At 70.9% G+C, this 24,102-nt stretch carries 25 protein-coding genes; 20 read left to right on the forward strand and 5 right to left on the reverse strand.

Features of this window, described 5'->3' with window-relative positions:
- Window positions 1–72 precede the first annotated feature (72 nt).
- The 7 genes from ACVBEQ_RS19600 to ACVBEQ_RS19630 all read left to right on the forward strand — a co-directional run bounded on the left by ACVBEQ_RS19600 (window position 73) and on the right by ACVBEQ_RS19630 (window position 8,010).
- Window positions 73–1,440, forward strand: coding sequence for an acetyl-CoA carboxylase biotin carboxylase subunit (locus tag ACVBEQ_RS19600; RefSeq protein WP_447154984.1), 1,368 nt, complete (start codon window positions 73–75; stop codon window positions 1,438–1,440).
- 171 nt (window positions 1,441–1,611) lie between these two features.
- Window positions 1,612–1,926, forward strand: coding sequence for an integration host factor, actinobacterial type (gene mihF / locus ACVBEQ_RS19605; protein WP_447154985.1), 315 nt, complete (start codon window positions 1,612–1,614; stop codon window positions 1,924–1,926).
- A gap of 7 nt (window positions 1,927–1,933) precedes the next feature.
- Window positions 1,934–2,563 (forward strand): guanylate kinase, encoded by a 630-nt coding sequence (gene gmk / locus ACVBEQ_RS19610; RefSeq protein WP_447154986.1) that lies wholly within the window; start codon window positions 1,934–1,936, stop codon window positions 2,561–2,563.
- Window positions 2,564–2,699: 136 nt separating this feature from the next.
- Entirely contained in the window at window positions 2,700–2,984 is a 285-nt protein-coding gene (gene rpoZ, locus ACVBEQ_RS19615; protein ID WP_447154987.1) for a DNA-directed RNA polymerase subunit omega, read from the forward strand.
- On the forward strand, window positions 2,981–4,294 hold the full coding sequence (gene coaBC, locus ACVBEQ_RS19620) for a bifunctional phosphopantothenoylcysteine decarboxylase/phosphopantothenate--cysteine ligase CoaBC (RefSeq protein WP_447154988.1): 1,314 nt from the start codon (window positions 2,981–2,983) through the stop codon (window positions 4,292–4,294). Before rpoZ ends, coaBC begins: the two co-directional genes overlap by 4 nt.
- 142 nt (window positions 4,295–4,436) lie before the next feature.
- Window positions 4,437–5,639, forward strand: a complete 1,203-nt coding sequence (metK, locus tag ACVBEQ_RS19625) for a methionine adenosyltransferase (protein ID WP_447154989.1) — start codon at window positions 4,437–4,439, stop codon at window positions 5,637–5,639.
- A 100-nt stretch (window positions 5,640–5,739) separates the two neighbouring features.
- Complete coding sequence (locus ACVBEQ_RS19630; RefSeq protein WP_447154990.1) at window positions 5,740–8,010, forward strand: primosomal protein N'; 2,271 nt, start codon at window positions 5,740–5,742, stop codon at window positions 8,008–8,010.
- Between the two features lie 344 nt (window positions 8,011–8,354).
- Here ACVBEQ_RS19630 and ACVBEQ_RS19635 read toward each other — a convergent pair whose 3' ends face one another.
- Complete coding sequence (locus ACVBEQ_RS19635; RefSeq protein WP_447154991.1) at window positions 8,355–8,993, reverse strand: GNAT family N-acetyltransferase; 639 nt, start codon at window positions 8,991–8,993, stop codon at window positions 8,355–8,357.
- Window positions 8,994–9,126: 133 nt separating this feature from the next.
- On the opposite strand from ACVBEQ_RS19635, the gene fmt reads away from it, so the two are divergent.
- Together fmt and ACVBEQ_RS19645 are read left to right on the forward strand one after the other, a co-directional pair.
- Window positions 9,127–10,050: a methionyl-tRNA formyltransferase gene (fmt, locus tag ACVBEQ_RS19640; RefSeq protein WP_447155030.1), complete on the forward strand. Its 924-nt coding sequence runs from the start codon at window positions 9,127–9,129 to the stop codon at window positions 10,048–10,050.
- Complete coding sequence (locus ACVBEQ_RS19645; RefSeq protein ID WP_447154992.1) at window positions 10,047–11,549, forward strand: RsmB/NOP family class I SAM-dependent RNA methyltransferase; 1,503 nt, start codon at window positions 10,047–10,049, stop codon at window positions 11,547–11,549. Before fmt ends, ACVBEQ_RS19645 begins: the two co-directional genes overlap by 4 nt.
- A gap of 8 nt (window positions 11,550–11,557) precedes the next feature.
- Here ACVBEQ_RS19645 and ACVBEQ_RS19650 read toward each other — a convergent pair whose 3' ends face one another.
- Window positions 11,558–12,400, reverse strand: coding sequence for an alpha/beta fold hydrolase (locus ACVBEQ_RS19650; protein WP_447155031.1), 843 nt, complete (start codon window positions 12,398–12,400; stop codon window positions 11,558–11,560).
- A gap of 390 nt (window positions 12,401–12,790) precedes the next feature.
- On the opposite strand from ACVBEQ_RS19650, the gene ACVBEQ_RS19655 reads away from it, so the two are divergent.
- From ACVBEQ_RS19655 to ACVBEQ_RS19685, 7 genes are all read left to right on the forward strand, one after another.
- Window positions 12,791–13,636 (forward strand): MerR family transcriptional regulator, encoded by an 846-nt coding sequence (locus ACVBEQ_RS19655; protein ID WP_447154993.1) that lies wholly within the window; start codon window positions 12,791–12,793, stop codon window positions 13,634–13,636.
- A 143-nt stretch (window positions 13,637–13,779) separates the two neighbouring features.
- Window positions 13,780–14,439, forward strand: a complete 660-nt coding sequence (gene rpe / locus ACVBEQ_RS19660; RefSeq protein WP_447155032.1) for a ribulose-phosphate 3-epimerase — start codon at window positions 13,780–13,782, stop codon at window positions 14,437–14,439.
- A gap of 155 nt (window positions 14,440–14,594) precedes the next feature.
- Window positions 14,595–15,254 (forward strand): riboflavin synthase, encoded by a 660-nt coding sequence (locus ACVBEQ_RS19665; RefSeq protein ID WP_447154994.1) that lies wholly within the window; start codon window positions 14,595–14,597, stop codon window positions 15,252–15,254.
- Window positions 15,251–16,681, forward strand: a complete 1,431-nt coding sequence (locus ACVBEQ_RS19670) for a bifunctional 3,4-dihydroxy-2-butanone-4-phosphate synthase/GTP cyclohydrolase II (RefSeq protein ID WP_447154995.1) — start codon at window positions 15,251–15,253, stop codon at window positions 16,679–16,681. The genes ACVBEQ_RS19665 and ACVBEQ_RS19670 overlap by 4 nt, the downstream gene beginning before the upstream one ends.
- Window positions 16,682–16,901: 220 nt before the next feature.
- Complete coding sequence (ribH, locus tag ACVBEQ_RS19675; RefSeq protein ID WP_447154996.1) at window positions 16,902–17,402, forward strand: 6,7-dimethyl-8-ribityllumazine synthase; 501 nt, start codon at window positions 16,902–16,904, stop codon at window positions 17,400–17,402.
- A gap of 323 nt (window positions 17,403–17,725) precedes the next feature.
- On the forward strand, window positions 17,726–18,304 hold the full coding sequence (locus tag ACVBEQ_RS19680) for a PH domain-containing protein (protein WP_447154997.1): 579 nt from the start codon (window positions 17,726–17,728) through the stop codon (window positions 18,302–18,304).
- A gap of 235 nt (window positions 18,305–18,539) precedes the next feature.
- On the forward strand, window positions 18,540–19,502 hold the full coding sequence (locus tag ACVBEQ_RS19685; protein ID WP_447154998.1) for a DUF559 domain-containing protein: 963 nt from the start codon (window positions 18,540–18,542) through the stop codon (window positions 19,500–19,502).
- A 451-nt stretch (window positions 19,503–19,953) separates the two neighbouring features.
- On the opposite strand, the gene ACVBEQ_RS19690 is transcribed toward ACVBEQ_RS19685, so the two are convergent.
- Window positions 19,954–20,268 (reverse strand): DUF1844 domain-containing protein, encoded by a 315-nt coding sequence (locus ACVBEQ_RS19690; protein ID WP_447154999.1) that lies wholly within the window; start codon window positions 20,266–20,268, stop codon window positions 19,954–19,956.
- A 410-nt stretch (window positions 20,269–20,678) separates the two neighbouring features.
- Between ACVBEQ_RS19690 and infC the strand changes: the two genes are divergently transcribed.
- The 4 genes from infC to ACVBEQ_RS19710 all read left to right on the forward strand — a co-directional run bounded on the left by infC (window position 20,679) and on the right by ACVBEQ_RS19710 (window position 23,188).
- Window positions 20,679–21,230, forward strand: coding sequence for a translation initiation factor IF-3 (infC, locus tag ACVBEQ_RS19695; protein WP_447155033.1), 552 nt, complete (start codon window positions 20,679–20,681; stop codon window positions 21,228–21,230).
- Between the two features lie 343 nt (window positions 21,231–21,573).
- Complete coding sequence (gene rpmI / locus ACVBEQ_RS19700; RefSeq protein WP_447155000.1) at window positions 21,574–21,768, forward strand: 50S ribosomal protein L35; 195 nt, start codon at window positions 21,574–21,576, stop codon at window positions 21,766–21,768.
- Window positions 21,769–21,854: 86 nt separating this feature from the next.
- A complete protein-coding gene (gene rplT, locus ACVBEQ_RS19705; protein WP_447155001.1) occupies window positions 21,855–22,250 on the forward strand; it encodes a 50S ribosomal protein L20 in 396 nt (131 codons plus the stop codon).
- Between the two features lie 92 nt (window positions 22,251–22,342).
- Window positions 22,343–23,188, forward strand: coding sequence for a TrmH family RNA methyltransferase (locus tag ACVBEQ_RS19710; protein WP_447155002.1), 846 nt, complete (start codon window positions 22,343–22,345; stop codon window positions 23,186–23,188).
- An 18-nt stretch (window positions 23,189–23,206) separates the two neighbouring features.
- Here ACVBEQ_RS19710 and ACVBEQ_RS19715 read toward each other — a convergent pair whose 3' ends face one another.
- Both ACVBEQ_RS19715 and ACVBEQ_RS19720 read right to left on the reverse strand, forming a co-directional pair.
- Window positions 23,207–23,746 (reverse strand): type II toxin-antitoxin system PemK/MazF family toxin, encoded by a 540-nt coding sequence (locus ACVBEQ_RS19715; protein ID WP_447155003.1) that lies wholly within the window; start codon window positions 23,744–23,746, stop codon window positions 23,207–23,209.
- 82 nt (window positions 23,747–23,828) lie between these two features.
- Window positions 23,829–24,065, reverse strand: coding sequence for a DUF6958 family protein (locus ACVBEQ_RS19720; protein WP_473163193.1), 237 nt, complete (start codon window positions 24,063–24,065; stop codon window positions 23,829–23,831).
- Between the last annotated feature and the right edge of the window lie 37 nt (window positions 24,066–24,102).

Below are 24,102 nucleotides of genomic sequence, written 5' to 3' on the forward strand. Positions count from 1 at the left end.
CTGGCAGCCGACCCGGAGCCCAGCCGGGACGATGCGACCGGCACCGCCGCCGACGCCATGAAAGGACCCGCCATGTTCGACTCTCTGCTGGTGGCCAACCGGGGAGAGATCGCCGGCCGGGTGATCCGGACGGCCAACCGGATGGGCCTGCGGACGATCGCGGTGTACTCCGAGGCGGATGCCTCCCTGCCGTTCGTCGCGGAGGCCGACGAAGCCGTGCTGATCGGTCCGGCGGCCGTGGCGGAGTCCTACAACAACGCCTACGCGATCCTCAAGGCCGCGAAAGCCTCCGGCGCGCAGGCCATCCACCCGGGGTACGGGTTCCTGTCGGAGAACTCGGAGTTCGCCGAAGCAGTCGAGGGTGCCGGGATGGTCTGGGTGGGTCCGTCCGCGCGGGCGATTGTCGCGATGGGCAACAAGGTGGCGGCGCGCAATCTGGTGTCGGCGGCGGGCGTTCCGGTGGCGCCGGGGACCGAAGCCCCGGTGACGACCGCCGAGGCGGCCGCTGAGGCCGCCGGGCAGATTGGTTTCCCGGTGATGATCAAGGCGTCGGCGGGCGGCGGCGGAATGGGCATGGCCGTCGTCGACCGGATGGAGGACCTGGCGGCGGAGTACGAGAAGGTCACCAACTTCGCCGGTCGGCTCTTCGGCGATCCGGCCGTCTTCCTGGAGCGCTACTTCCCCCGGGTGCGGCACGTCGAGGTGCAGATCCTCGGGCTCCCGGACGGCCGCGTGCTGTCGCTGGGCGATCGCGAGTGCTCGGTCCAGCGCCGTAATCAGAAGGTGGTGGAGGAGACCCCGTCACCGGCCCTCGACGACGAGCTGCGCGACCGGATGACGGCAGCCGCCCGGAAGGCCGGCGAGGCCGTGCAGTACCGGGGGGCCGGCACGGTCGAGTTCCTGCTCAGCCCGGCCGAGCCGGCCGGCGAGGGTGGAACGGGCAAACCGGCCGAGTTCTTCTTCCTGGAGATGAACACCCGGCTGCAGGTGGAACACCCGATCACCGAGGCCGTCTTCGGCATCGACCTGGTGGAGGCCCAACTCCGGGTCGCGGCGGGCGAGGACCCCGGCCTCGGCGACCTCACCCGCAGGGGCCACGCCATCGAACTTCGGGTGAACGCCGAGGACCCGAAGCGTTTCCTGCCGTCGGCCGGGGCGATCACCGGCTGGCACGCCCCGTCCGGGCCCGGTGTCCGGGTCGACGCGGGCTACGGGCCGGACACCACCGTCACACCGCACTACGACTCGCTGATGGCCAAGGTGATCGTGCACGGCGCGGACCGGCAGGAGGCGTTGCGGCTCGCGGCCGCCGCCGTGCGGGACTTCAGCATCACCGGGCCGAAATCGAACCTTCCGTTCCTCGCCGAGGTGCTGGAGTACGCGGAGTTCGTTTCGGGAGACTACGACACGGGCATTGTGGGACGGATGAGAAGCTCATGACGCAGGGTCGCATTTCCGGTCCGGTCCGGCATGAGCCCGGTGTTTGCCGGGCGGGGCACCGCTCGGTAGGTTCGCACTCGGACCGCTCATCACAGAACGAGCTATCGATCGAACGACGGGCAGACCCAGCAGGTCGGCCTGGAGTTCACATCCCGACGAAGTGAGGCCGATGTGGCTCTTCCCCAGCTGACCGACGAGCAACGCGCCGCCGCCTTGGAGAAGGCCGCGGCGGCTCGTCGTTCCCGCGCCGAGCTCAAGGAGCGGCTCAAGCGCGGCGGAACAACCTTGAAGCAGGTGCTGGTCGACGCCGAGAGCGATGAGGCGCTGGCGAAGCTCAAGGTGTCGGCCCTCCTCGAGTCGCTCCCCGGCGTGGGCAAGGTCCGTGCCGCCGCGCTGATGGAACAGTTCGAGATCGCCCCGAGCCGGCGCGTCCGGGGCTTGGGCGAGCGGCAGCGGCAGGCACTGCTGAACGAATTCGGCTACTAGACATCAGGTGACCGACGGAACTGCGGGCGGCCCACCGGCAGCCGGAACAGGGCGCCCGCGGGGTCGGCTGTTCGTTCTGTCCGGTCCGTCCGGGGTCGGCAAGTCCACCGTCCTGACCAGGATCCGGGAGCTGCTGCCCGGCCTGTGGTACTCGGTGTCCGCCACCACCCGCAGCCGGCGGCCCGGCGAGCGGGACGGTGTCAACTACCACTTCGTGACCGATGACGAGTTCGCGGACCTGATCGCGAACGGCCGGTTGCTCGAGCACGCGCACTTCGCCGGCCATCATTACGGCACACCACGCGGGCCCGTCGAGGACCGGTTGGCCGCCGGTGACGACGTGCTGCTGGAGATCGAGGTGCAGGGCGCCCGCCAGGTCCGTGCGGCGCCCGGGCTGGGCGCCGAAGCGGTGCTGATCTTCCTGGCGCCGCCGTCCTTCGACGAATTGGCCCGCAGATTGATCGGCCGGGGCACCGAGGACGCCGCGACCCAGGCCGCCCGGCTGGCCGCCGCACGGGACGAACTGGCAGCCGAACCCGAGTTCGATCACACGGTGGTGAACACCGACGTTTCTTCGGCTGCGGCGGGCTTGGTACAGTTGATGGCTGAGTCGCGCCCGGAATCCTCCGTGCGCTGATATCGGCCCGTCATGACGAGGCCCGGGCCGGCCCGATCGGCGCCGGTGCGGTCAGTGCGGGTCCGGGGTAATGCACGTCGCCAGGGCAATGAAGTCGCCCCGTCAACGCAAGTACGAGAACCAGGAGCAATCTTTCATGAGCAGTGCAGACACCGGCGCGCCCACCGCTGCGGCCATCGCGGCCGCCGGCATCACCTACCCGCCGATCGACGAGCTGCTGACCCGGACCAGCTCCAAGTACGGCCTGTCGATCTACGCCGCCAAGCGCGCGCGGCAGATCAACGACTACTACGCCCAGCTGGGCGAGGGTCTGCTCGAGTACGTCGGGCCGCTCGTCGAGCCGCTGCCCAAGGAGAAGCCGCTGTCGATCGCGCTCCGCGAGATCAACGCAGGCCTGCTGACGCACACCGAAGGCGAGTGACCCGGCCCGGTACCGCTGCGGTGCAGGCCGAGCGCACATCCCGTGCACCCCGCGTCGTCCTCGGGGTGTCCGGAGGCATCGCCGCCTACAAGGCGTGTGAGGTGGTCCGCCGGCTCCGCGCCGGCGGGGCCGACGTCACCGTCGTCCCGACGCCCGGCGCCCTGAAGTTCGTCGGTGCGGCGACCTGGGAGGCGCTGTCCGGCCATCCGGTCGCGACCGACGTGTTCACCGACATCCCCAGCGTCGCGCATGTGGCGACCGGCCAGCACGCCGATCTGGTCGTCATCGCGCCCGCAACGGCCGATCTGCTGGCCAGGGCCGCCGCCGGTCGGGCGGACGACCTGCTCACCGCGACGCTGCTCGTCACCCGGGCGCCGGTGTTGATGGCACCCGCGATGCACACCGAGATGTGGACGCACCCGGCCACCGTCGCCAACGTCGCGACACTGCGCTCGCGCGGGGTCGTCGTCATCGACCCCGCCGTCGGCCGGTTGACCGGCGCCGACACGGGCGCGGGCCGACTGCCGGACGCCGAGCACATCGAAGCCCTCGCCGACCTGCTGCTGCGCAACGCCGACGCGCTGCCCCGCGATCTCGCCGGCCGCCGGATCGTCATCAGTGCCGGTGGCACCCGTGAACCGCTGGACCCGGTGCGATATCTGGGCAACCGGTCATCCGGGCGGCAGGGCTACGCGCTCGCGCTGGTCGCCGCCGCCCGCGGAGCCGAGGTCACGCTGGTTTCGGCCAATGTCGGGCTCGCAGACCCGCCGGCCGTCACGGTCATCCCGGTGCAGGATGCCCGGGACCTCGAAGCCGCCATGACGAAGCTCACCCCAGAGGCCGACGCGGTCGTGATGGCGGCCGCCGTTGCCGACTTCCGGCCGGCCAGCACCGGCCCCACCAAGATCAAGAAGCGGGCCGGGCTCGACCCCGAACCGCTCACGCTGACGAAGAACCCCGACATCCTGGCAGGCATCGCAGCGCCCGGTCCCGACCGGCCCGCCGTCGTCGTCGGGTTCGCTGCGGAGACCGGTGACGAGCACGGCTCGGCCCTGGATTACGCCCGGGACAAACTGTCCCGCAAAGGTTGTGACCTCCTGGTGCTGAACCGGGTGGACGGCGGCCGCGCGTTCGAGGTGGCCGACAACGCCGGCGTCCTGCTCGCGGCGGATGGCACCGAACCCGTCCAGATCCCGCTCGGCCCGAAGACCGTGCTGTCCGGTGTGCTGTGCGACGCGATCGCTGCCCGGCTCCATGCCGCCGGGCTCCATGCCGCCCCCGCCGACGCGCGCTCCGAAGGGCCGGAATGACCGGACACCGATGTCGGATCGCGTAAAGTCGTCCCACCCCGCGTGCCTTTCCATGGGCACCGTTCGTCCCGAGAACTGCATCTGAATCGCATTCCCCACCAGCCCGACGCGTCCTTGAACCCGATGTAGGAGACCCCCAGCCGTGAGCTCTCGCCTTTTCACCTCCGAGTCCGTCACCGAAGGTCATCCGGACAAGATCTGTGACGCGATCAGCGACTCGATCCTGGACGAGCTGCTCCGCCAGGACCCGTCCAGCCGGGTCGCCGTCGAGACGATGGTGACCACCGGTCAGGTGCACGTCGCCGGCGAGGTGACAACCTCCGCCTACGCCGACATCCCGGCGATCGTCCGGGACACCGTGCTCGGCATCGGATACGACTCCTCCGCCAAGGGTTTCGACGGTGCGTCCTGCGGGGTGAACGTCGCGATCGGCGCCCAGTCGCCGGACATCGCCCAGGGCGTCGACACCGCGTACGAGGCCCGCACGCACTCGTCGGAAGAGATCGACGACGCCCTCGATCAGCAGGGCGCCGGTGACCAGGGGCTGATGTTCGGGTACGCCTGCACCGACACCCCGGAGCTCATGCCGCTGCCGATCGCGCTGGCCCACCGGCTCGCCCGCGGGCTCACCGCGGTGCGCAAGTCAGGTGCGGTGCCGTACCTGCGCCCGGACGGCAAGACGCAGGTGACGATCGAGTACGTCGGCGACCGGGCGATCCGGCTCGACACCGTCGTGGTGTCCAGCCAGCACGCAGAGAACATCGACCTCGACCAGCTCCTCGCGGTGGACGTCCGTGAGCAGGTCGTCGAGCCAGAGCTGGCGGCGCTGGACATCGACGTCTCCGACTACCGGTTGCTGGTCAACCCGACCGGCCGTTTCGTGATCGGCGGGCCGATGGGCGACGCCGGGCTGACCGGCCGGAAGATCATCGTCGACACCTACGGCGGGATGGCCAGGCACGGCGGCGGCGCGTTCTCCGGCAAGGACCCGTCCAAGGTCGACCGGTCCGCCGCCTACGCGATGCGCTGGGTCGCCAAGAACGCCGTCGCGGCCGGTCTGGCCGACCGGATCGAGGTGCAGGTGGCGTACGCAATCGGCAAGGCATCCCCGGTCGGGCTCTTCGTCGAGACCTTCGGCACCGAGCAGGTCGACCCGGACAAGATTGCCGACGCGATCCGCCAGGTGTTCGACCTGCGGCCGGCCGCGATCATCCGGGACCTCGACCTCAAGCGCCCGATCTACGCGCAGACCGCCGCCTACGGGCACTTCGGTCGCACCGATGTCGATCTGCCGTGGGAGAGCACCGATAGGGCCGCCGAGCTCAAGTCGGTCCTGGGGATCTGATTCGCTGCTCCGTTCGGCAGTTTTGGTGCGCTGACCGGCGGTGCCCGCCGCTGTGGACAGCGGTCCGCCGGTGACGGTGCCGTCTGGTATCCATCAGGACATGACGACGGCCCCCGCACGCGGACGCCCCGCCGGGCGACCGGTGCAGGTGGCCGCCGCCCGTGCTGCGCGCGCCAAGGCGGCCGGGGCACGGGTCGCCGCCGAACTGCTGCCCGTCGCGCGGGTGCTCGTGGACGTCCCGCTCGCCCACCTGGACAGGCCGTACGACTACCTGGTGCCCGAGCAGGACGCAGCGACGGCGCAGCCGGGTGCCCGGGTCAGGGTGCGTTTCGCCGGCCGGCTGGTCGGCGGCTACATCCTCGAACGGCTGGCGGAGTCCGATCACGAGGGCAGGTTGGGTTTCGTCGAGCGGGTGGTGTCGGCCGAGCCGGTGCTGTCGGCGGAGGTCGCCCAGCTCGCCAGGGCGGTCGCCGACCGGTACGCCGGGTCGGCGGCCGATGTGCTGCGGCTCGCGGTTCCGCCGCGTCACGCAAAGGTGGAGGCCGAGCCCGCCGCTGGACCGCCCACTGCGCCGGTCCCGCCCGCCGGTGCGCCGGCCCTGCCCGTCGGTTCACGCCTTACTGCACCGGTCCCGCCCGTCGGTTCACCGCGCACCGCACCGGCCCCGCCCGTCGGTTCACGCCCCACTGCACCGGCCCCGCCCGTCGGTTCACCCCCCACCGCACCGGCCCCGCCAGCCGCAGAGCGGGAGGTGGCGGCGGCCAGGCACCCGCCCGCCGAACCGGGGTGGTCCCGGTACCCAGCGGGTGATGCCTTCCTCTCCGCCGTCGCGGACCGGCGCCCGGCCCGTGCGGTGTGGCAGGCGGTACCGGGGGAGAACTGGCCGGCCCGGTTGGCCGAGCTCGCCGCGGTCGCATCCACCGCCGGTGTCGGCGTGCTGTTGATCGTTCCCGACGCCAGGGAGCTCGCCCGACTGGACGCGGCGTTGCTCGCATCCCTCGGGGCGGGGGTGCATGTGACGCTGGCCGCCGACCTCGGTCCGGCCGAGCGCTACCGGCGGTTCCTGGCCGTCAGCCGCGGGAACGTCCGGGTGGTCGCCGGCACCCGGGCCGCCGTCTTCGCACCGGTGCACGACCTCGGGCTGGTGGCCGTCTTCGACGACGGGAACGACCTGCTCGCCGAACCCCGGGCGCCGTATCCGCATGCCCGCGAGGTGCTGATGATGCGGTCCGCCGCGCGGCCGTGCGCCTTGCTCGTCGCGGGGTTCGCCCGGACCGCCGAGGCGCAGCTGCTCGTCGAGAGTGGTTGGGCGCGGCCGATTGTCGCCCGCAGGCCAGACGTCAGGTCCTGCTCGCCGCGGATCGAGGCCGCCGGTGACGACTACGCGGTCGGCGCCGATTCTGCCGCCGCGCGGGCCCGGTTGTCGCCCGCTGCCTTCAGCGCCGCGCGGGAGGCGCTGAAGGCCGGCGCACCCGTGCTGGTCCAGGTTCCGCGCCGCGGTTACCTTCCGTCGCTGGCCTGCGGCCGCTGTGGCCACCAGGCGCAGTGCCGGCACTGTCGCGGGCCGCTGGCCCAATCCGGTCCCGGCGGTGGACTGCTGGCCTGCCGGTGGTGCGGCAAGCCAGAGGCGCACTTCCACTGTCCCGCATGCGGTTTCGACCGGTTGCGGGCAACCGGTGTCGGAGCCGGCCGGACCGCGGAGGAGATCGGCCGGGCCTTCCCCGGCATTCCGGTGATCACCTCATCGGCACAGCAGGTCAAGTCGACGGTCGCGGACGGGCCGGCGCTGGTGGTCGCCACCCCCGGCGCCGAACCGTTCGTGGTCGGCGGCTACGGCGCGGCGCTGCTGCTGGACGGCGCGGCGATGCTGGGCCGTCCCGACCTGCGCGCGGCGGAGGAAACGGTCCGCCGCTGGATGGCAGCCGCTGCCATGGTCCGGCCGGCGTCGGCCGGCGGCAGGGTGGTCGTCGGTGCCGATGCGTCCCTGCCCGCGGTGCAGGCGCTGATCAGGTGGGACGCGGTGGGTCATGCCGAGGTCGAACTGGCGGCCCGGCGGGAACTCGGCTTCCCGCCGGCGGTCGCGATGGCGTCCATCGAGGGCACCGAACCAGCTGTGCTGGCCGCCCTGGAACGGCTGGAGGTGCCGCCACGCGGGGAGATCCTTGGACCGGTTGCCCTCGAGGATCTGGTTCCGGCCGGTCCGCCGACCGACGGCGAGGACGACGGACCGACACTGCGTGCGCTGGTGCGCACGCGCCAATCCGAACGAAAGGCCCTCGGCGCGGCGCTGCATACGCTCGCCGCCGGAAGGTCTGCCCGCAAGGAGGGCGGCGGGCTGCGGATCCGGGTCGACCCGCTGGACCTGTTCTGATCATCCGCAAGTCCGGCTCGGCTCAAGTCCGGCGCGGCTCAAGTCCGGCTCGGCCCGTTCACTGAACCGCTTCCTCTCACCGGCCCGGCTCAAGTCCGGCTCGGCTCAAGTCCGGCTCGGCGCGTTCACTGAACCGCTGCCGCGCACCGGCCCGGCGAAACGCCCTCCACCGCAAGGCACCGGTTCAACCGAAATCTGTTTGCCGTGCGTGCGCGGGGCGGTTCCTCGTGATGTTGCGCGCCGCTCTTGCGTAGGTCGGTTGCTCACTCTGCAGCATGCGGAAGGCATACGCGGCGAGAGTGACGGGACGTTTCGTGAGCAGCGCAAGCTGGGCGGTGGTGGCCTCACCCGCGCCGATAACCCGACGCGCCCAGCCGGGCCTGCAACCCGTCCCGGACGCCCGGCCACTCGTCCTTCAGGATCGAGTACACGACGGTGTCCCGGAAGGTACCGTCGGCCCGGCGCTGGTGCCTGCGCAGCACCCCCTCGCGGACCGCGCCCAACCGGGCGATCGCCGACTGCGAGCGGGAGTTGATCACGTCGGTCTGGATCTTCACCCGGCCGAAACCGCAGTCGTCGAAGGCATGGCCGAGGAGCAGCAGCTTGCACTCCGGGTTGACGGCGGTGGCCCAGACCGCCGGTGCGTACGCCGTCCAGCCCAGGTGGATCCGCTCGTCGGTCAGCGACTGATCGCCCAGGGACGACGTCCCGACGACGCTGCCGGCGGCGCCGAGCGGCCCGTCCGAGACGAGCCGCACGACGTAGGACGCCGCCTTCCGGGCGTCGGCCACGGCATCGTCCACCCATCGCCGCGCGTCCGTCACCGACGTGGGCCGGCCGGCCGGTCCGCCACCGAAACCGGCCGCGTACACCCGGGCGTCGTCCAGCGCTGTGAACAGCGCCGGCCCGTCCGCCGAGGTCAGCAGCTCGAGCCGGACGGTCCTCCCGATGAGCGGGCGGCCGTCAGGGGAGATCGCCGTCATGGGCGGGGCCCTTTCCTTCGTAGACTCACGGGTGGCCCGGTGCGGCCGATCGGTCGGCGGCCGATCGTCTACCGAGCCATCCCGTCCCTCGAGTCGATCACATCAGGTGGTCCCGACCGGAAGGCAGGACCCCCTGCGCATTGTCTTCGCCGGCACCCCGGCACCGGCCGTGCCATCCCTGGCGGCGTTGCTCTCATCGACCCACGAGGTCGTCGGTGTCGTCACCCGGCCGCCCGCCCGTCGGGGCCGCGGCCGCACGCTGAGCCCGTCACCGGTGGGCGAGCTGGCCGCCGAGGCCGGCGTCCCGGTGCTGACACCGGCCTCGGCGAGGGCTCCGGAGTTCGCGGCCGAACTCTGTGAACTGCGACCGGACGCGGCCGCCGTCGTCGCCTACGGCGCGCTGCTGCCCCGGCCCGTCCTCGACGTGCCGCCGCACGGATGGGTCAACCTGCACTTCTCCCTGCTGCCTGCCTGGCGAGGCGCCAGCCCCGTCCAGGCCGCGATCCGGGCCGGTGACGACATCACCGGCGCCACCACCTTCCGGCTGGAGGAGGGCATGGACACCGGCCCGGTCTACGGCATCGTCACCGAGGAGGTCCGGCCCACCGACACGGCGGGCGACCTGCTCGGCCGGCTGGCCGTCTCCGGCGCCGCGCTGCTGCTGGCGACGCTGGACGGCATCGAGAACGGCACCCTGCAGGCGCGGCCGCAGTCCGGTGACGGCGTGTCGTACGCCGGAAAGGTCACCGCTGCCGACGCCCGCGTGCTGTGGTCAAATCCGGCGGTCGCCATCGATCGGTTGATCCGCTCCGCCACCCCGGAACCCGGCGCATGGGCTGAAACACCTTGGGGCCGGATGGTTCTCGGTCCGGTGCAGGTGACCGACCGCACCGATCTGGCACCGGGGGAACTGGCGGTCGGCAAGGCCGAGGTGCTGGTCGGGACGGTGACGTCCGCGGTGCGGCTCGGCGTCCTGACCCCGCCGGGGCGGCGCGCGATGGCCGCCGCCGACTGGGCCCGCGGCGTCCGGCCGAAACCAGGGACGGTGCTCTCATGACGACTCCCGGCTCGGGGCACGGCGGCGCAGGACACGGCGGCGCGGGGCGCGGCGGCCAGCGGCGCAGACCGGCCGCCGGCCAACCCGACCGCGGTCGCCGGCGGGGTTCCAGCGGACCGCCGCGCCGCCCGCAGACCCAGCGCCCACCGCAGCCCGACGCAGCCCGGCAGGCCGCCCTCGATCTGCTCGGGGCGGTGCGGTCCCGTGGTGCCTACGCCAACCTGACCCTGCCGGGCATCCTCAACGACCGCGGGCTGTCCGGCCGTGACGCCGCGCTGGCGACCGAGCTGTCGTACGGCAGCTGCCGGGCGCTGGGTCAGCTCGATGCCGTCATCTCCGCCTGCGGTGACCGGCCGATCGCCGATCTCGACGGGATCGTCCTGGACGCGTTGAGGCTCGGTGCTTACCAGATCCTGCGCACCAGGATCCCGCCGCACGCCGCCGTCTCGGCCACCGTCGATCTGGTCAGGGCGAGCGAAAAGCCAGGCGGCGCAGGCTATGTCAATGCCGTGCTGCGACGGATCAGCGAGGCCGACCTGGACACCTGGATCGAGCGACTCGCTCCGGACGAGCGGCAGGACCCGCTCGGCCACCTTGCGATGGCGGTCTCCCACCCGCGCTGGATCGTCGCGGCGCTGCAGGAATCGCTCGGCGGATCCGCCGACGGCGGACCGCACCCGGAGCTGATCGACGCCCTGCGCGCCGATGACCAGCCGCCGGCCGTGCACCTGGTCGCACGGCCCGGCCGGATCACCCAGGACGAGCTCGTCGCGGCCTCCGGCGGCCTGCCCGCGCTCTACTCGCCGTACGGCGTCTACCTCGACGGCGGCGACCCCGGCGACATCAGAGCGGTCGCCGAGGGCAGGGCCGCCGTGCAGGACGAGGGCTCACAACTCGTCGCGACGGCGCTGGCGACGGCGCCGTTGACCGGTCCCGATGAGCGCTGGCTGGACCTGGCCGCCGGGCCGGGCGGCAAGGCCGGCCTGCTCGGTGCCATCGCCGCCGAGCGGGCCGCCGTGCTGGACGCGGTGGAGATCACCCCGCACCGGGCCGACCTGGTGCGGCAGACCGTCCGTGGCCTGCCCGTCACGGTGCACACCGCCGACGGCCGGGATCCCGGGCTGCCTCCCGCGTCCTACGACCGGGTGCTCCTGGACGCCCCGTGCACCGGGCTCGGGGCGCTGCGCCGGCGGCCGGAGGCGCGGTGGCGCCGGCAGCCGTCCGACGTCGCACCGTTGGTGAAACTCCAACGGGAGCTTCTCGAGTCGGCCGCGCGGATGGTGCGGCCGGGCGGTGTCGTCGCGTACGTCACGTGCTCGCCGCACCTGGCCGAGACCGTCGGCGTCATCGGTCGGCGCCCCGGCGACCTCGAGCTGATCGACGCCCGCCCATTCCTTCCGGGTGTGCCGGACCTGGGTGACGGCCCGACGGTGCAGCTGTGGCCGCATCGGCACGGCACCGACGGGATGTTCCTGGCTCTGCTGCGCAAGCACGGCTGACCCCGCGCTCAGCCCGTCGTCGCCCGCGCGGCATCGACGATCAGCTCGGCGACGGCGCGGGGCTGCGAAACGGTCACGGCATGGGAGGCATCGATCTCGACGATGCGGGACCCGGCCCGCTCCGCCATGAACCGCATCGAGTCTGCGGGGATGGCGAGGTCTCGCAGGGTGACCATCGTCCACGACAGGATGCTCTTCCAGGCAGTGCGGGTGGCCTTCCCCTCGAGGGCGTCGGCGACGATGGGCCGCTGGGTGACGGCCATCAGGGACGCGACCTCGGGGGCGACGTCGGCGGCGAACACCTGTCGGAACCTGTCCTGCTCGATGAACAGGTCGGCGGCCGTCGCGCCGTCCGCGGCGGTGAAGGGAATCTGGTTCAGGGCCGCCCCGAGCTCTGCTCCCGGGAACTTGGCGGCCAGTTCGGCTGTGCTCTCGCCGGCCTCGAGCAGGAAGCTGGCGACGTACACCAGGGCCTTGACGTTCGGGTTTCCGTCCGCGGCCTCACTCATCACGCTCCCGCCGTAGGAGTGGCCGGCGATCACGATCGGCCCGTCAACGGAGTCGAGAACGGTGCGCAGGTACTCGGCGTCGCGGTCCAGGGCACGGAGCGGGTTCGCGACCGCGATCACCGGATAGCCTTCTTCGCGGAGCGGGGCGATCACGCCGTTCCAGCTGGACGAGTCGGCGAAGGCCCCGTGGACGAGCACCACCGTGGGCTTGGTCGCGTCTGTTGGGGTCGCGTCTGTTGGGGTGGCGTCTGTTGAGGCCAGGGCTGCCGGAGTCGCGTCTGTTGAAGTCGCGTCGGTGGGCCGGGGAGCGATCACCAGTTCGGCGATGAGGTCCCCGTGCATCGTGAAGCGGTAGTCCAGGTCGGCAACGCCGCCCGGGAAATCGCCCGTTAGGCGGTTGGTGGCGACCCAGCGTGCGTCGTCGAGCTGTTCAGCGCTGGTCAGCTCGGTCGTGTAGCTGAACTGGGCTCCGGCCGCCTGCAGGAAGCCGAGGATCTCCACGGTCCCGTGGAAGGAACGGCCCTCGTCGACTACCACGGCGGTGGGCGTGAAGGCGCGGAGCGCGGCGTCTGTCTCTCGGGCCGCGTGCGCGGCGAGGTAGCCGCGGATGGTCGCAAGGAGCTGGGCGGGGTGGATGCCGGTAGGTGTCGTCATTCCTCGACCCTGCGACCTCGTCGAGGGGGAGGGTCAAGCACTGGACTCTCCCGCTGGGGGAGAGTGCACACTGCAGGCGTGCTGGCAATCGGCGAGTTCTCGCGGCTGACTCATCTGAGCGTGCGCACGTTGCGCCGCTACCACGAAGCAGGGCTGCTCGAACCGGCCACGGTGGATCAGTTCACCGGGTACCGCAGCTACACCGTGGACCAGATCCCGACGGCCCAGGTCATCCACCGGTTGCGGGAGCTCGACGTACCGCTGCCCGCCGTCCAGCGCATCGTGAGCTCTCCCGACCCGGGGGTGCGTGCGGCTCTGGTCGCCGATCACCTGCGGCGGCTCGAGTCGGAGTTGGACCGCACCCGGGCCGCGGTGGCGTCGCTGCGCCGTCTGCTGCAACCGGAGCCGGCCCCGCTGGACGTCGAACTGCGCGCCGTACCGGCCGCGACGGTGGCTGCGGTCGACGACGTGGTGGAGCACGACGCGGTCCTCGCCTGGTTCGCGGGCGCGATGGCCGAGCTCGACGCTGTCGTCACCGCGCCGACCGGCGTCCCGGGCGGGTTGTACGACAACTCGCTGTTCGCGGACGGACGCGGGCATGTCCTCGTCTACCTGCCGACGGAGGAATCCCCGCGCACGGGCCGCGTCCACCCGGAGACCCTGCCGGCCGGTGAACTGGCCGTCACCACCCACGTCGGTGAGCACGACGACATCGACGTGACCTACGGCGAGCTCGGCGCCTGGGTGGTGGCAAACGCGCTGTCGGTGGCCGGCCCGGTCCGTGAGCGGTACCTCGTCGGCCCACGGGACATCAACCGCCCGGCGGCCTGGCGCACCGAGATCGGGTGGCCGGTCTTCCGGATGGGCCCGCATGCGGCCGCCGCCGAGCCCGCACGGGACGGCTCGCACCCGGGGCGCCGGTGAGACCGACCGGCAGCAGGTCGTGAGACGCAAGGTGCGTTCGAACGATGCACGGCGCAATCACGGTGCGGTGGCAGCATTGTCGGACGGGCGCACCGGCGCGGCTCCCGATGAGCGGTGCTCGCTACGCTCGACGGGTGAAGCCGTTGATCGCACCCAGCATCCTGTCCGCCGACTTCGCCCGCCTGGCCGACGAGGCGGAGGCCGTCCGGGGTGCCGACTGGCTGCACGTGGATGTCATGGACAACCACTTCGTGCCGAATCTGACGCTGGGTCTGCCGGTCGTGAAGTCGCTGTTGAAGGCCACCGACATCCCGATCGACTGCCACCTCATGATCACCGATCCGGACCGGTGGGCCGTCGGGTACGCCGAGGCTGGTGCGTACAACGTCACGGTGCACGCCGAGGCGGTCGCCGACCCCATCGCGATGGCAGCGGACCTCAGGGCCGCGGGCGCGAAGGCGGGGCTGTCACTGAAACCCGGCACACCCCTCGATGACTGGGTCGAGGTGCTCGAGCACTACGACACCCTGCTGGTCATGACGGTCGAGCCCGGCTTCGGTGGGCAGTCCTTCATGCCAGAGATGATGGACAAGGTCCGGCGGGCCCGGTCACTGGTCGGCACCGGGCACCTGCGGGTGATCGTCCAGGTCGACGGCGGCATCAATTCCGACACCATCGAGCAGGCCGCCGGCGCCGGCGCCGACTGCTTCGTCGCCGGGTCGGCCGTCTACTCCGCGGAGGACCCGGCTCTGGCGGTCGAGCAACTACGGGCCACCGCGGCCGCGCACCAACCCGCGGACTGACGTCTGCCCGGTCACATCCGGCCGCGATGACCCGGCCGGTCCTCTCCGGCGCCTGTGAGATAGGTCGGGTCGCCGGTCCGCCGGAATGGGGGAGGATGGAGAGTGCTGTCGCGCCTCGGGAGCTCGAGGCAGTCAGGCGACAGGGAAGGAATCGAATGTTCACCGGGATTGTCGAGGAACGCGGGACGGTCGTCGACCTGCAGGTCAACGACGCGGACACCGGGTCAGCACGGCTCACCGTCCGCGGGCCGCGGGTGACCGAGGACGCCGGCCACGGAGACTCCATCGCCGTCTCGGGCGTCTGTCTCACGGTCGTCGACCGCACCGCCGACACCTTCACGGTGGATGTCATGGCCGAGACGCTGCGGCGGTCGACCATCGGCGCGCTGTCGGCCGGCGACGAGGTCAACCTCGAGCGCTCCGTCACCCCGTCCACCCGGCTCGGCGGGCACATCGTGCAGGGCCACGTCGACGGCACCGGCGTACTCACCGTTCGCACCCCGCACCCCGCGTACGACGAGATCCGGATCGCGGTCGGCCGCGACCTCGCCCGTTACCTCGCGCCCAAGGGGGCGATCGCGGTGGACGGCGTCTCGCTGACGGTGATCGATGTCGTGGACAACGACGATGGCACCGAGTTCGGGATCGGGGTCATCCCGGAGACGCGGTCCGCGACCACGATTGGTGCCGCACCGGTCGGCACGACCGTCAACCTGGAGGTCGATGTGATGGCCAAGTATGTCGAGCGACTGCTTACCTCCGGGGCGGTCGGAACGCCGGTCGTCCGTGCAGAGCTGGAGAAGGAGTCGGCATGACGGGCACTGTTGGCGGCACCAGGGACGACAGCAGCGGCGCCGTCAAGGCGCCCGCGTCGGTCGGCCCGCTGGGTGCCGGGCCCGCAGCCGTCAGGGACGACCGCGACTACGGCCGGGCCGGCATTCCGTTCGACGCCGACGAGACCGACCAGCCCGCCCGACCCGTGTGGAACCCGGCTCGCGAGAAGACGCCGAGCGGCTTCGACACCATCGAGTTCGCGATCGCCGAGATCGCTGCCGGGCGTGCCGTCGTCGTCGTCGACGACGAGGATCGGGAGAACGAGGGCGATCTGATCTTCGCTGCCGAGTTGACCACCCCGGAGCAGGTGGCGTTCACCATCCGGTACTCCTCGGGCGTCATCTGCGTGGCATTGACCGGCGACATGTGCGACCGGCTGGAACTGCCGCCGATGTACCGGGTCAACGAGGACCGCAAGGGAACCGCCTTCACCGTCACGGTTGACGCGAAGGCCAATGTCACGACGGGAATCTCGGCCGCCGAGCGGACCCGGACGATCAAGGTGCTGGCCGATCCTGCCAGCACCTCCGCCGATCTGACCCGGCCGGGGCACGTGTTTCCGTTGCGTGCCCGGGAGGGTGGGGTGCTGGTCCGCCCTGGGCACACCGAGGCCGCCGTCGACCTGACCACGCTGGCCGGTCTCTCGCCGGCCGGTGCGCTGTGCGAGATCGTCAACGACGACGGGAGCATGGCGCGGCTGCCCGAACTGCGGGTCTTCGCCCGCCGGCACCGGCTGGCGCTGATCTCGATCGCCGACCTGATCGCCTACCGACGGCGCCGGGAAGTGCAGATCCGCAAGGTCGCCCAGGCCCGGCTGCCGTTGCCGCAGGGCGAGTTTCAGGCGGTCGGCTACATCAGCAAGGTCACCAACCGCGAGCTGATCGCGCTGGTCCACGGCGACATCGGCGACGGCGGGGATGTGCTGGTCAGAGTGCATTCGGAATGCCTCACCGGTGACGTCCTGGGTTCGCTGCGGTGTGACTGCGGCCCGCAACTGCACGCCGCCCTTGACGCCGTCACGGCCGAGGGCCGCGGTGTCGTGCTCTACATCCGCGGGCACGAGGGTCGCGGCATCGGCCTGCTGGACAAGCTGCGGGCGTACGAATTGCAGGACCGGGGCGCCGACACTGTCGACGCCAACTTGAATCTCGGGTTGCCGAGCGACGCGCGCGAGTACGGAACCGGCGCGCAGGTGCTCGCCGATCTCGGCATTAAGTCCATGCGACTGCTGACCAACAACCCGGCGAAACGGGCCGGCCTCGAGGGGTACGGGCTGACGATCACCGGCCGGGTCGCGCTGCCGCTTTCGGTCAACCCCGAGAACGTCCGCTACCTGACCACCAAGCGCGACCGGATGGGTCACGAGCTGGAGGGCCTGGACGTGTTGTACGGCGAGGGCCACGCATGACGGCGGGCCTCACCGGAACGTCCGTGGCCGCGGTCCCGATCGGGTCCGCCGCGCCTGGGTCGATATCGATCGGGTCGGTGTCGATCGGGTCAGTCTCGATCGGGTCAGTTTCTGTCGGGGAAGTCCTGACGGGGGAGATCTTGACGGGGGCGGTCGTGCCCCGGGAAGTCCGGACAGGGATGGCGATGACCGCGAACGCGCGGCGGAAAGGGTGGCACCGATGAGCGGCGAGGGCCGGCCGTCACTGACAATTCCTGCGGCGCAGGGACTTCGGGTCGGGGTGGTGGCGACGTCATGGCACTCCGACATCACCGACACCCTGATGGAGCGGGCGGTGGCGTTGGCAACCCAGGCCGGTGCGACGACGCCGACGGTGGTGCGGGTCCCTGGTGCGATCGAGTTGCCGGTGGTGGCACAGGCTTTGGCCACCTCGCACGATGCGGTGGTCGCGCTCGGTGTTGTCATCCGTGGTGGCACACCGCATTTCGAGTACGTCTGTGACTCCGTCACCGCCGGGCTGACGCGGGTCGCGCTGGATTCCGGCGTCCCGGTCGGTAACGGTGTGCTGACCTGCGACACGCTGGAACAGGCCGTCGAGCGCAGCGGGGGCCCGGGATCGAAGGAGGACAAGGGCGCGGACGCGATGATTGCCGCGCTGACCACCGCGCTCGTGCTTCGCGGCCTTCGCGGTCCGAGCGGTCGGATGGGATTCGGTCGATGAGCACCCCCGGTCCGGTCGACCCCATCCCCGGCGACGGGTCGGTGACGGGCGATTCGGCCGCAGCTGCCCCGATGCCCGCCCGCTCGGAGCCTGGTGGTTCGTCGGAGGCTGGTTCGTCGGCTGGTGAGTCGGTTCTGGATGGTTCGGTGTCTGCGAATTCGATGTCTGCGGACTCGGTGTCTTCGGAATCGATGTCTGTGAGTTCGGTGCCTGCGGACTCCGTGCCTCCGGACTCGGTATCCGACGAGTCTCTGACCGGTCGGTCGGAGGACGGTCAGCGGGCGCCGGTGCTGCTTCAAGTGCGGCCCCGCAAGATCACCATCATGGCCAGCATCGCCGCGTCACTCGTGGTCGGCGTGATGATTCTGGTCAGCGCGTTGCTCCTGGACTCGGAGGAGGGCGTCCCCTTCCGCGTCGCCGACCAGATCGGGTTGATCGGGGTCGGGCTGCTGCTCGGCGCGGGGATCATGACGGCGGCCCGGCCGCGGCTGCGCGTCGACCGCAACGGCCTGTGGATCCGGAACGTTCTCGCCGAGCAGTTCACCCCCTGGTCGTTGATCCTGCGGATCGGATATCCGCAGGGTTCGCCGTGGGCCCAGGTGGTGATGCCCGATGACGAGGTCAAGCCGGTGATGGCGATCCAGGCAATGGATCGCGGGCGTGCGGTGACCTCACTCGAGCGGGTCCGCGCGCTGCAGGCGCAATACGGTCCGCCCCCGCCTCGACCCGCGCAGCCGGCCCACCGCCCCGAAGACGACCTCGCCCGCCCGCTGGGCCGGTTGGAGATCATCGACCGCGAGAAGGCCGCCGCCCGCGACCGGGACATCGAGGCGCGCGCGGCGCGTCGCGCCGCCAAGAACCGCGACGCAGGCCAGGTCACCGGCGGCACACCGGGGCTGTAGGTCCGGCAGCTCACCTGCTGCTGAACCCACCGGCTCCCTGACAGCGCGCCGAGTGTCGTTTGTGCAGGGTTTTCGGCGGCGGAGCGGCTGGTTTTCCCTGCTGGTGCGGCACTGGACGACCGGACCGGTTGGCCAGCAGGAGCAACGGCTGTCCCCATCCGTCAACCTGTCCACAAACGGGATGGCTGGGAGCTCCTTCCCGTGGTCGGGTGGCTGTACTCCGTTCATGCAACCGGTGGCGTTCGCCCGCTTGATCGGCCTTGAGGCCCTCCTTCGGGGTCAGCAGGGAGTGATCCGCCGTGATCAGGCTCTTGCCGCCGGCCTGTCACGTGCACGCATCGACGATCTGGTGCGACGACGGAAATGGACCCGGCTGCTCCCCAGCGTCTACGGCGTCGCAGCGAATCCCGCCGATCCGGCTGTCCGACTACGGGCGACCTGGTTGTGGGCCGGCGACGCCTCCGCCATCTCGGGCTCTGCGGCCGCCTGGTGGTGGGGGTTGACCGCGACTCCGCCGACGATAATCACCGTCATCGTGACGCCGCCGGCCCGGCGATCCGATCGCCGGGGCATCACCGTCGTCCGCGGAACTGTTGACCCGCGCGACGCCGACTTCCGGAACTGGGTTCGCGTCACGACTGTCCCTCGCACCTGCCTGGACCTGGCCCGGCAAGGCGAGGCTGACCGTCTGGAAGCCGCGCTGCGCCAGCGCAAAGCGGACCCGCCGCGGCTGACGCAATCACTGGAACGTGGCCGCGGACGCAGGGGTCAAGCGCTTGCGCGCCTGGCAGTCTCGGATGTCTCGACGAACCCGTGGGCGTTCAGCGAGCGCGTCCTGCATCGCCACCTGGTGGAGGCAGGCGTGCAGGGTTGGACGGCCAACCCACCGGTCCGCCTCCGCGGCGGCGTCCGTCATCCCGATGTGGCTGTGGAGGATCTCAAGCTCGCCATCGAGATGGACGGCCGCGAGTTCCATGGTGATGCCGCGGCATTCGAGACCGACCGCGCTCGGCACAACGAGTTCGTCGAGGCGGGCTGGACAGTCCTGCACTTCACCTGGAAGCAGCTCGCCAACCACCCGCAGAACGTCATCTCGACGATCCTCACAACGATCACCGCCCTGCGCCGACGGACGGCCGGCCCACTGCCACAGGAGCAGGGTCCTGAGGCCCCGCAGAGCAGAATTTCCCTGCTGTGACGTCACTCGACGGAGAACCGGTCCCCGGGTCTTGGCCCGGCGGGCGGGGGGTGGGCAGTCCCCGGAGGAACGGCTGCAGCACCCCAGTGACCTCGCGGCCGCGCCCACTGCCACAGGAGCAGGGTCCGGCGGCCCTGCAGAGCAGAATTTCCCTGCTGTGACGTCACTCGACTGAGTACCGGTCCTCGGGTCGGGGCGGTGGTGCTCGAACACGACGGACGGCGTCTTGGCTCAGCGGGCGGAGCGGGCCATCCCCGGTAGGGCGGCTGCAGCACCCCAGTGACCTCGCGGCCGCCCTCGCGGCCGGCCCAGTGCCACAGGAGCAGGGTCCTGAGGCCCCGCAGAGCAGAATTTCCCTGCTGTGACGTCACTCGACGGACGCTGAGCCGGCCAAGCCACGACCGAACCGCCGGGAGGGACGGGAACCCGCCGCTGAAGGGGTTCGATCCGATTACTCCCCAGGCCCGCGCCCGGGCTCGTCCGGATGGATCGAGTACTCGCGGAACGCGCCCTGCAGTCCGGCCAACCCGTCGCGGAAGGCGGCGGCGTGCGGGCCCAGGTCGGGGGCGGATGCCTTGATCAGCCCTGCCAGGGCGGTGATCAGGGTGCGAGCCTGGTCCAGGTCCCGGTGCGCCGGCCGGTCGGGATCCTCGGACGCCAGCCCGAGCTGTTCGGCGGCGGCGCTCATCAGCAGCACGGCCGCGCGACTGATCACCTCGACGGCGGGGATGTCGACCAGATCCCTGGCCCCGAGGTCCGTGTCCACCCTGTCGTCAGAACCAGAACCAGAACCAGAACCAGAACCAGAACCAGAACCAGCCGCAAAGCTGGCATCATCGCTGGTCGGGGAGTCGCCAAACACGTGACTGTGCGGACTGTCGGTCGTCGGTCGTTCGGGAGTACTCACACCGTGTACGCTGTCATGTGCGACTAGCTCTCGCGCAAGCGGGGGAACAAGTGGAGCCCGACTCCCACCCGAGCAGCCTCACGGCAGCCGGGTCCCGGTCCATCGATGGAGACGTCGATGGCGCGCGCCCCTACCCGGGGCACTGTGACGGATCGACAAGGGCCCCGCGAGTTCACTCGCAGGGGCCTTTTTTCGTGGAGCCACACGGAGATCGGGACCTGCGATTGCCGGGAGCGGCACCGTCATCAACCGTCTTCCAGGAGGACTCAATCAGCGTCGAACCACGCATTAACGACAGGATCCGCGTTCCCGAGGTTCGCCTCGTCGGAGCCGAGGGTGAACAGATCGGCATCGTCGCCATCGGCGAAGCCCTGCGACTGGCGCAGGACGCCGATCTCGATCTCGTCGAAGTTGCTCCGGACGCTCGCCCGCCCGTCTGCAAGCTCATGGACTACGGAAAGTTCAAGTACGAGAGCGCGCAGAAGGCCAGGGAGGCCCGGCGGAACCAGGTCCTGACGGTCATCAAGGAAATGAAGCTCCGGCCGAAGATCGATGCGCACGACTACGAGACCAAGAAGGGTCACGTCGTTCGCTTCCTCAACGCCGGGGACAAGGTCAAGGTCACCATCATGTTCCGCGGTCGGGAGCAGTCCCGCCCGGAGCTGGGCTTCCGGCTGCTGCAGCGGTTGTCCGCCGATGTCGCCGAGCTGGGGTTCGTGGAGAGCGCACCCAAGCAGGACGGCAGGAACATGATCATGGTTCTGGCGCCGCACAAGAAGCCCAGCCAGCGGCACGCACAGCCGGCTGCCGCGTCTTCCTGACCGGAGCAGCGCTTCGGCGCCGGTGAGCGCGGTGAGTTCAACCGTGCGGCGACGGTCAGCGCGCGGGGAGTGACCGCCAGGTCACGACCGCCGGCCGGAGTGACGATGGTGGCTGTCCCCGGACCGGGGCAGTACCGCCAAACGCAGGACCAGCCGACGCACGCCCGCCAGACGCAGGACGGCAGGCGAACGACCGGCAGGCGCACGACCGGCAGACGCACGACCGGCAGACGCAGCACCGAGGGCCGCACGAGCACGCAGCACGACCGGCACGAAGCACGACCAGCACCAGACGAAACAAGCACCGATCGAGCACCACGACAGCGAATGTGAGCGAAACACCATGCCGAAGAACAAGACGCACTCCGGAACCAAGAAGCGGGTCAAGGTCACCGGTTCCGGAAAGCTGATGCACGCGGGATCCGGCAAGCGCCACAACCTGGAGAGCAAGCCCACCAGCCGCACGCGTCGCCTGGACGGATCCAAGGAGATCGCCAAGGTCGACGTCCCGCGGATGCGCAAGCTCCTCGGTATCTAGCTCCCACGGGCCCACCGGCCCTTCCCCCGTAGTCAGCAACCCGGCACCACACAATCGCCGGGTCGAAGTAGAAAGTCAGGTGTCCCGTGGCAAGAGTGAAAAGGGCAGTCAACGCCCAGAAGAAGCGCCGCGTCATTCTCGAGCGCGCCAGCGGTTACCGCGGGCAGCGTTCCCGGCTGTACCGCAAGGCGAAGGAGCAGGGTCTCCACTCGCTCACCTACGCCTACAACGATCGTCGCAAGCGGAAGAACGACTTCCGCAAGCTCTGGATCACCCGGATCAACGCGGCCGCCCGCGCGAACGGGATGACGTACAACCGCTTCATGCAGGGCCTCAAGGTCGCCGGTGTCGAGGTCGACCGCAAGGTGCTGGCCGAGCTCGCGGTGTCCGACGAAGCCGCGTTCGCCGCGCTGGTCGTCGTCGCCCGTGACGCGGTGCCCGCCGTCGCCGACGGATCCGATTCGACCCAGGACGCGGCCTGAGCCCCCAGCAGGACCCTCGTCGACGCCCGGCCGGCTCCTCGTCGGCCGGGCGTTCTGCTGTCGTCACCACCAACGCGGACACCCCGGACGGCGTGCACGACGAGGCCGTCCTCACCGAGCGTTCGCCGCGCATTGCCGCCGCACACCGGCTGCTCCGCCGTTCCCGCCGCGCCGAGGTCGGCGAGTTCCTCGCCGAAGGCGCGCCTGCGGTCACCGAGGCGATCGAATACGCCCGGGACCACCCGGGTGAGGTGCTTGAGCTCTTCCTGACCGAGGCGGCCGCGGCGAAGCACCCCACGCTCGCCCGGGCGGCGTTCGGCGCGGGTATCGAGGTCACCCAGGTCACCGAGCGGGCGGCGGCGTCGCTATCCGACGCGGTGCACCCGCAGGGCATCGTCGTCCGCTGCGCGCATCCGCAGGTCACGGTCAGCGACGTTCTCGCCGGCCGGCCGCGGTTGATCGCCGTGCTCGTCGAGGCGGGGGATCCCGGCAACGCCGGGACCGTCATCCGGCTCGCTGACGCCGCGGGCGCGGACGGTGTCATCGTCGCCGGCAACGCCGTCGACCCGTTCAACCCCAAGGCGATCAGGGCGTCGGCGGGCAGCCTTTTCCACCTGCCGATCGCCCAGGCGGCTGACCCGGCGGCACTGCTGGACGAGTTGTCGACGGCCGGTCTGTCGATCCTTGCCACCAGCGGCGCCGCTGAGCTGGATCTCGACGCGGCGGCCGCCGACGGGATCCTCGACCTCCCGACGGCCTGGCTGTTCGGATCCGAGGCACACGGTTTGCCCGAGGACCTGCTGGTGCTCTCCGACGAGGCGGTGCGGGTGCCGATCTATGGTCGCGCGGAATCGCTCAACCTGGCCACAGCGGCGGCCATCTGCCTGTACGCCAGCGCGAGCGCACAACGCCGGGCACGGGCCGGCGACACCGAGTAACGAGTAGCCGAAGGCGGGTCAGCGCCAGCCGTACCGCTCGCGCAGCCTGGCGGACACAACGTCGAAGGGCCGCGCGGGCAGTCCGGCGGTCTCCCGCCGCATGCCGGCGGGGTGCAGCCGGAACACCCGGTCGATGTTGACCCAGGAGGGGCGGCCGGCCGAGTCCCATGCGCCGGATCCGATCGGCACGAACTCGGTGTTGCCCTGGTGCGGCTTGCTGGTCAGCTGCACACCCAGGTAGGTGCCGCCGTTCTCGGCGGCGACCACCAGCACGGGGCGGTCCTTCCCGCGACCGTCGCGCTCCTCGAACGGGACCCAGGTCCAGACGATCTCCCCGGGGTCCGGTGCGCCGTCCCGGCTCGGTGAGTAGGTCATGCGCACGGCTCCGATCCGCTGCGGGTCGATCTCCACGGTCGCCGATGGTCCCGCCTGACCGGGGGACTCGATTGGCGCCGACGGCGCCTGAGTGCCGCCGACGGGCGCAGTGCGCGTGGGCGGCTTCGGCGTAGGTCGCAGGACCGCCCGCACGGCGTCGCCGAGCCGGGAAAAAAGAGACATGCCCGCAGACAGTACCGACGGCGCCACCCCGGTCGCTGTGCTGACCGGCGTTACGCCTGAGAAGGGCTGCTGAACGAGCCGATCACCGCGTGCCATCGGTTTCTGCAGGGCGAGCGGGTGACACCGTCCTCCGCAGCCGTTGCGCGCCGCTGGACCGGACCCGCTCGATCTCTCCGCGCGCCTCGAGATCGACCTTGGTGTAGGTGCAGTAGTTGCGCAGCCGCCCGTTGGGGAATGACGGGTGCTTGCCGTACCGGTCCTGGGCGGCCGCGACGATGTCCTTGGACGAGCGACTGCTGACCACGACACTGACCTCCATCGCGGACGTTTTCGACGATCAACGTGCCAGGCTGGAT

This window comes from Nakamurella sp. GG22 (assembly GCF_052976845.2).

Bases quoted from the DNA above. Each gene is read 5' to 3' on its own strand.
- ACVBEQ_RS19600 (WP_447154984.1), top strand. From the start codon at position 73: ATGTTCGACTCTCTGCTGGTGGCCAACCGGGGAGAGATCGCCGGCCGG.
- rpoZ (WP_447154987.1), top strand. From the start codon at position 2,700: ATGAGCAGTGCAGACACCGGCGCGCCCACCGCTGCGGCCATCGCGGCC.
- ACVBEQ_RS19630 (WP_447154990.1), top strand. From the start codon at position 5,740: ATGACGACGGCCCCCGCACGCGGACGCCCCGCCGGGCGACCGGTGCAG.
- ACVBEQ_RS19635 (WP_447154991.1), bottom strand. From the start codon at position 8,993: ATGACGGCGATCTCCCCTGACGGCCGCCCGCTCATCGGGAGGACCGTC.
- ACVBEQ_RS19645 (WP_447154992.1), top strand. From the start codon at position 10,047: ATGACGACTCCCGGCTCGGGGCACGGCGGCGCAGGACACGGCGGCGCG.
- ACVBEQ_RS19650 (WP_447155031.1), bottom strand. From the start codon at position 12,400: ATGCACGGGGACCTCATCGCCGAACTGGTGATCGCTCCCCGGCCCACC.
- ACVBEQ_RS19665 (WP_447154994.1), top strand. From the start codon at position 14,595: ATGTTCACCGGGATTGTCGAGGAACGCGGGACGGTCGTCGACCTGCAG.
- ACVBEQ_RS19670 (WP_447154995.1), top strand. From the start codon at position 15,251: ATGACGGGCACTGTTGGCGGCACCAGGGACGACAGCAGCGGCGCCGTC.
- ribH (WP_447154996.1), top strand. From the start codon at position 16,902: ATGAGCGGCGAGGGCCGGCCGTCACTGACAATTCCTGCGGCGCAGGGA.
- ACVBEQ_RS19680 (WP_447154997.1), top strand. From the start codon at position 17,726: ATGGCCAGCATCGCCGCGTCACTCGTGGTCGGCGTGATGATTCTGGTC.
- rpmI (WP_447155000.1), top strand. From the start codon at position 21,574: ATGCCGAAGAACAAGACGCACTCCGGAACCAAGAAGCGGGTCAAGGTC.
- ACVBEQ_RS19715 (WP_447155003.1), bottom strand. From the start codon at position 23,746: ATGTCTCTTTTTTCCCGGCTCGGCGACGCCGTGCGGGCGGTCCTGCGA.
- ACVBEQ_RS19720 (WP_473163193.1), bottom strand. From the start codon at position 24,065: ATGGAGGTCAGTGTCGTGGTCAGCAGTCGCTCGTCCAAGGACATCGTC.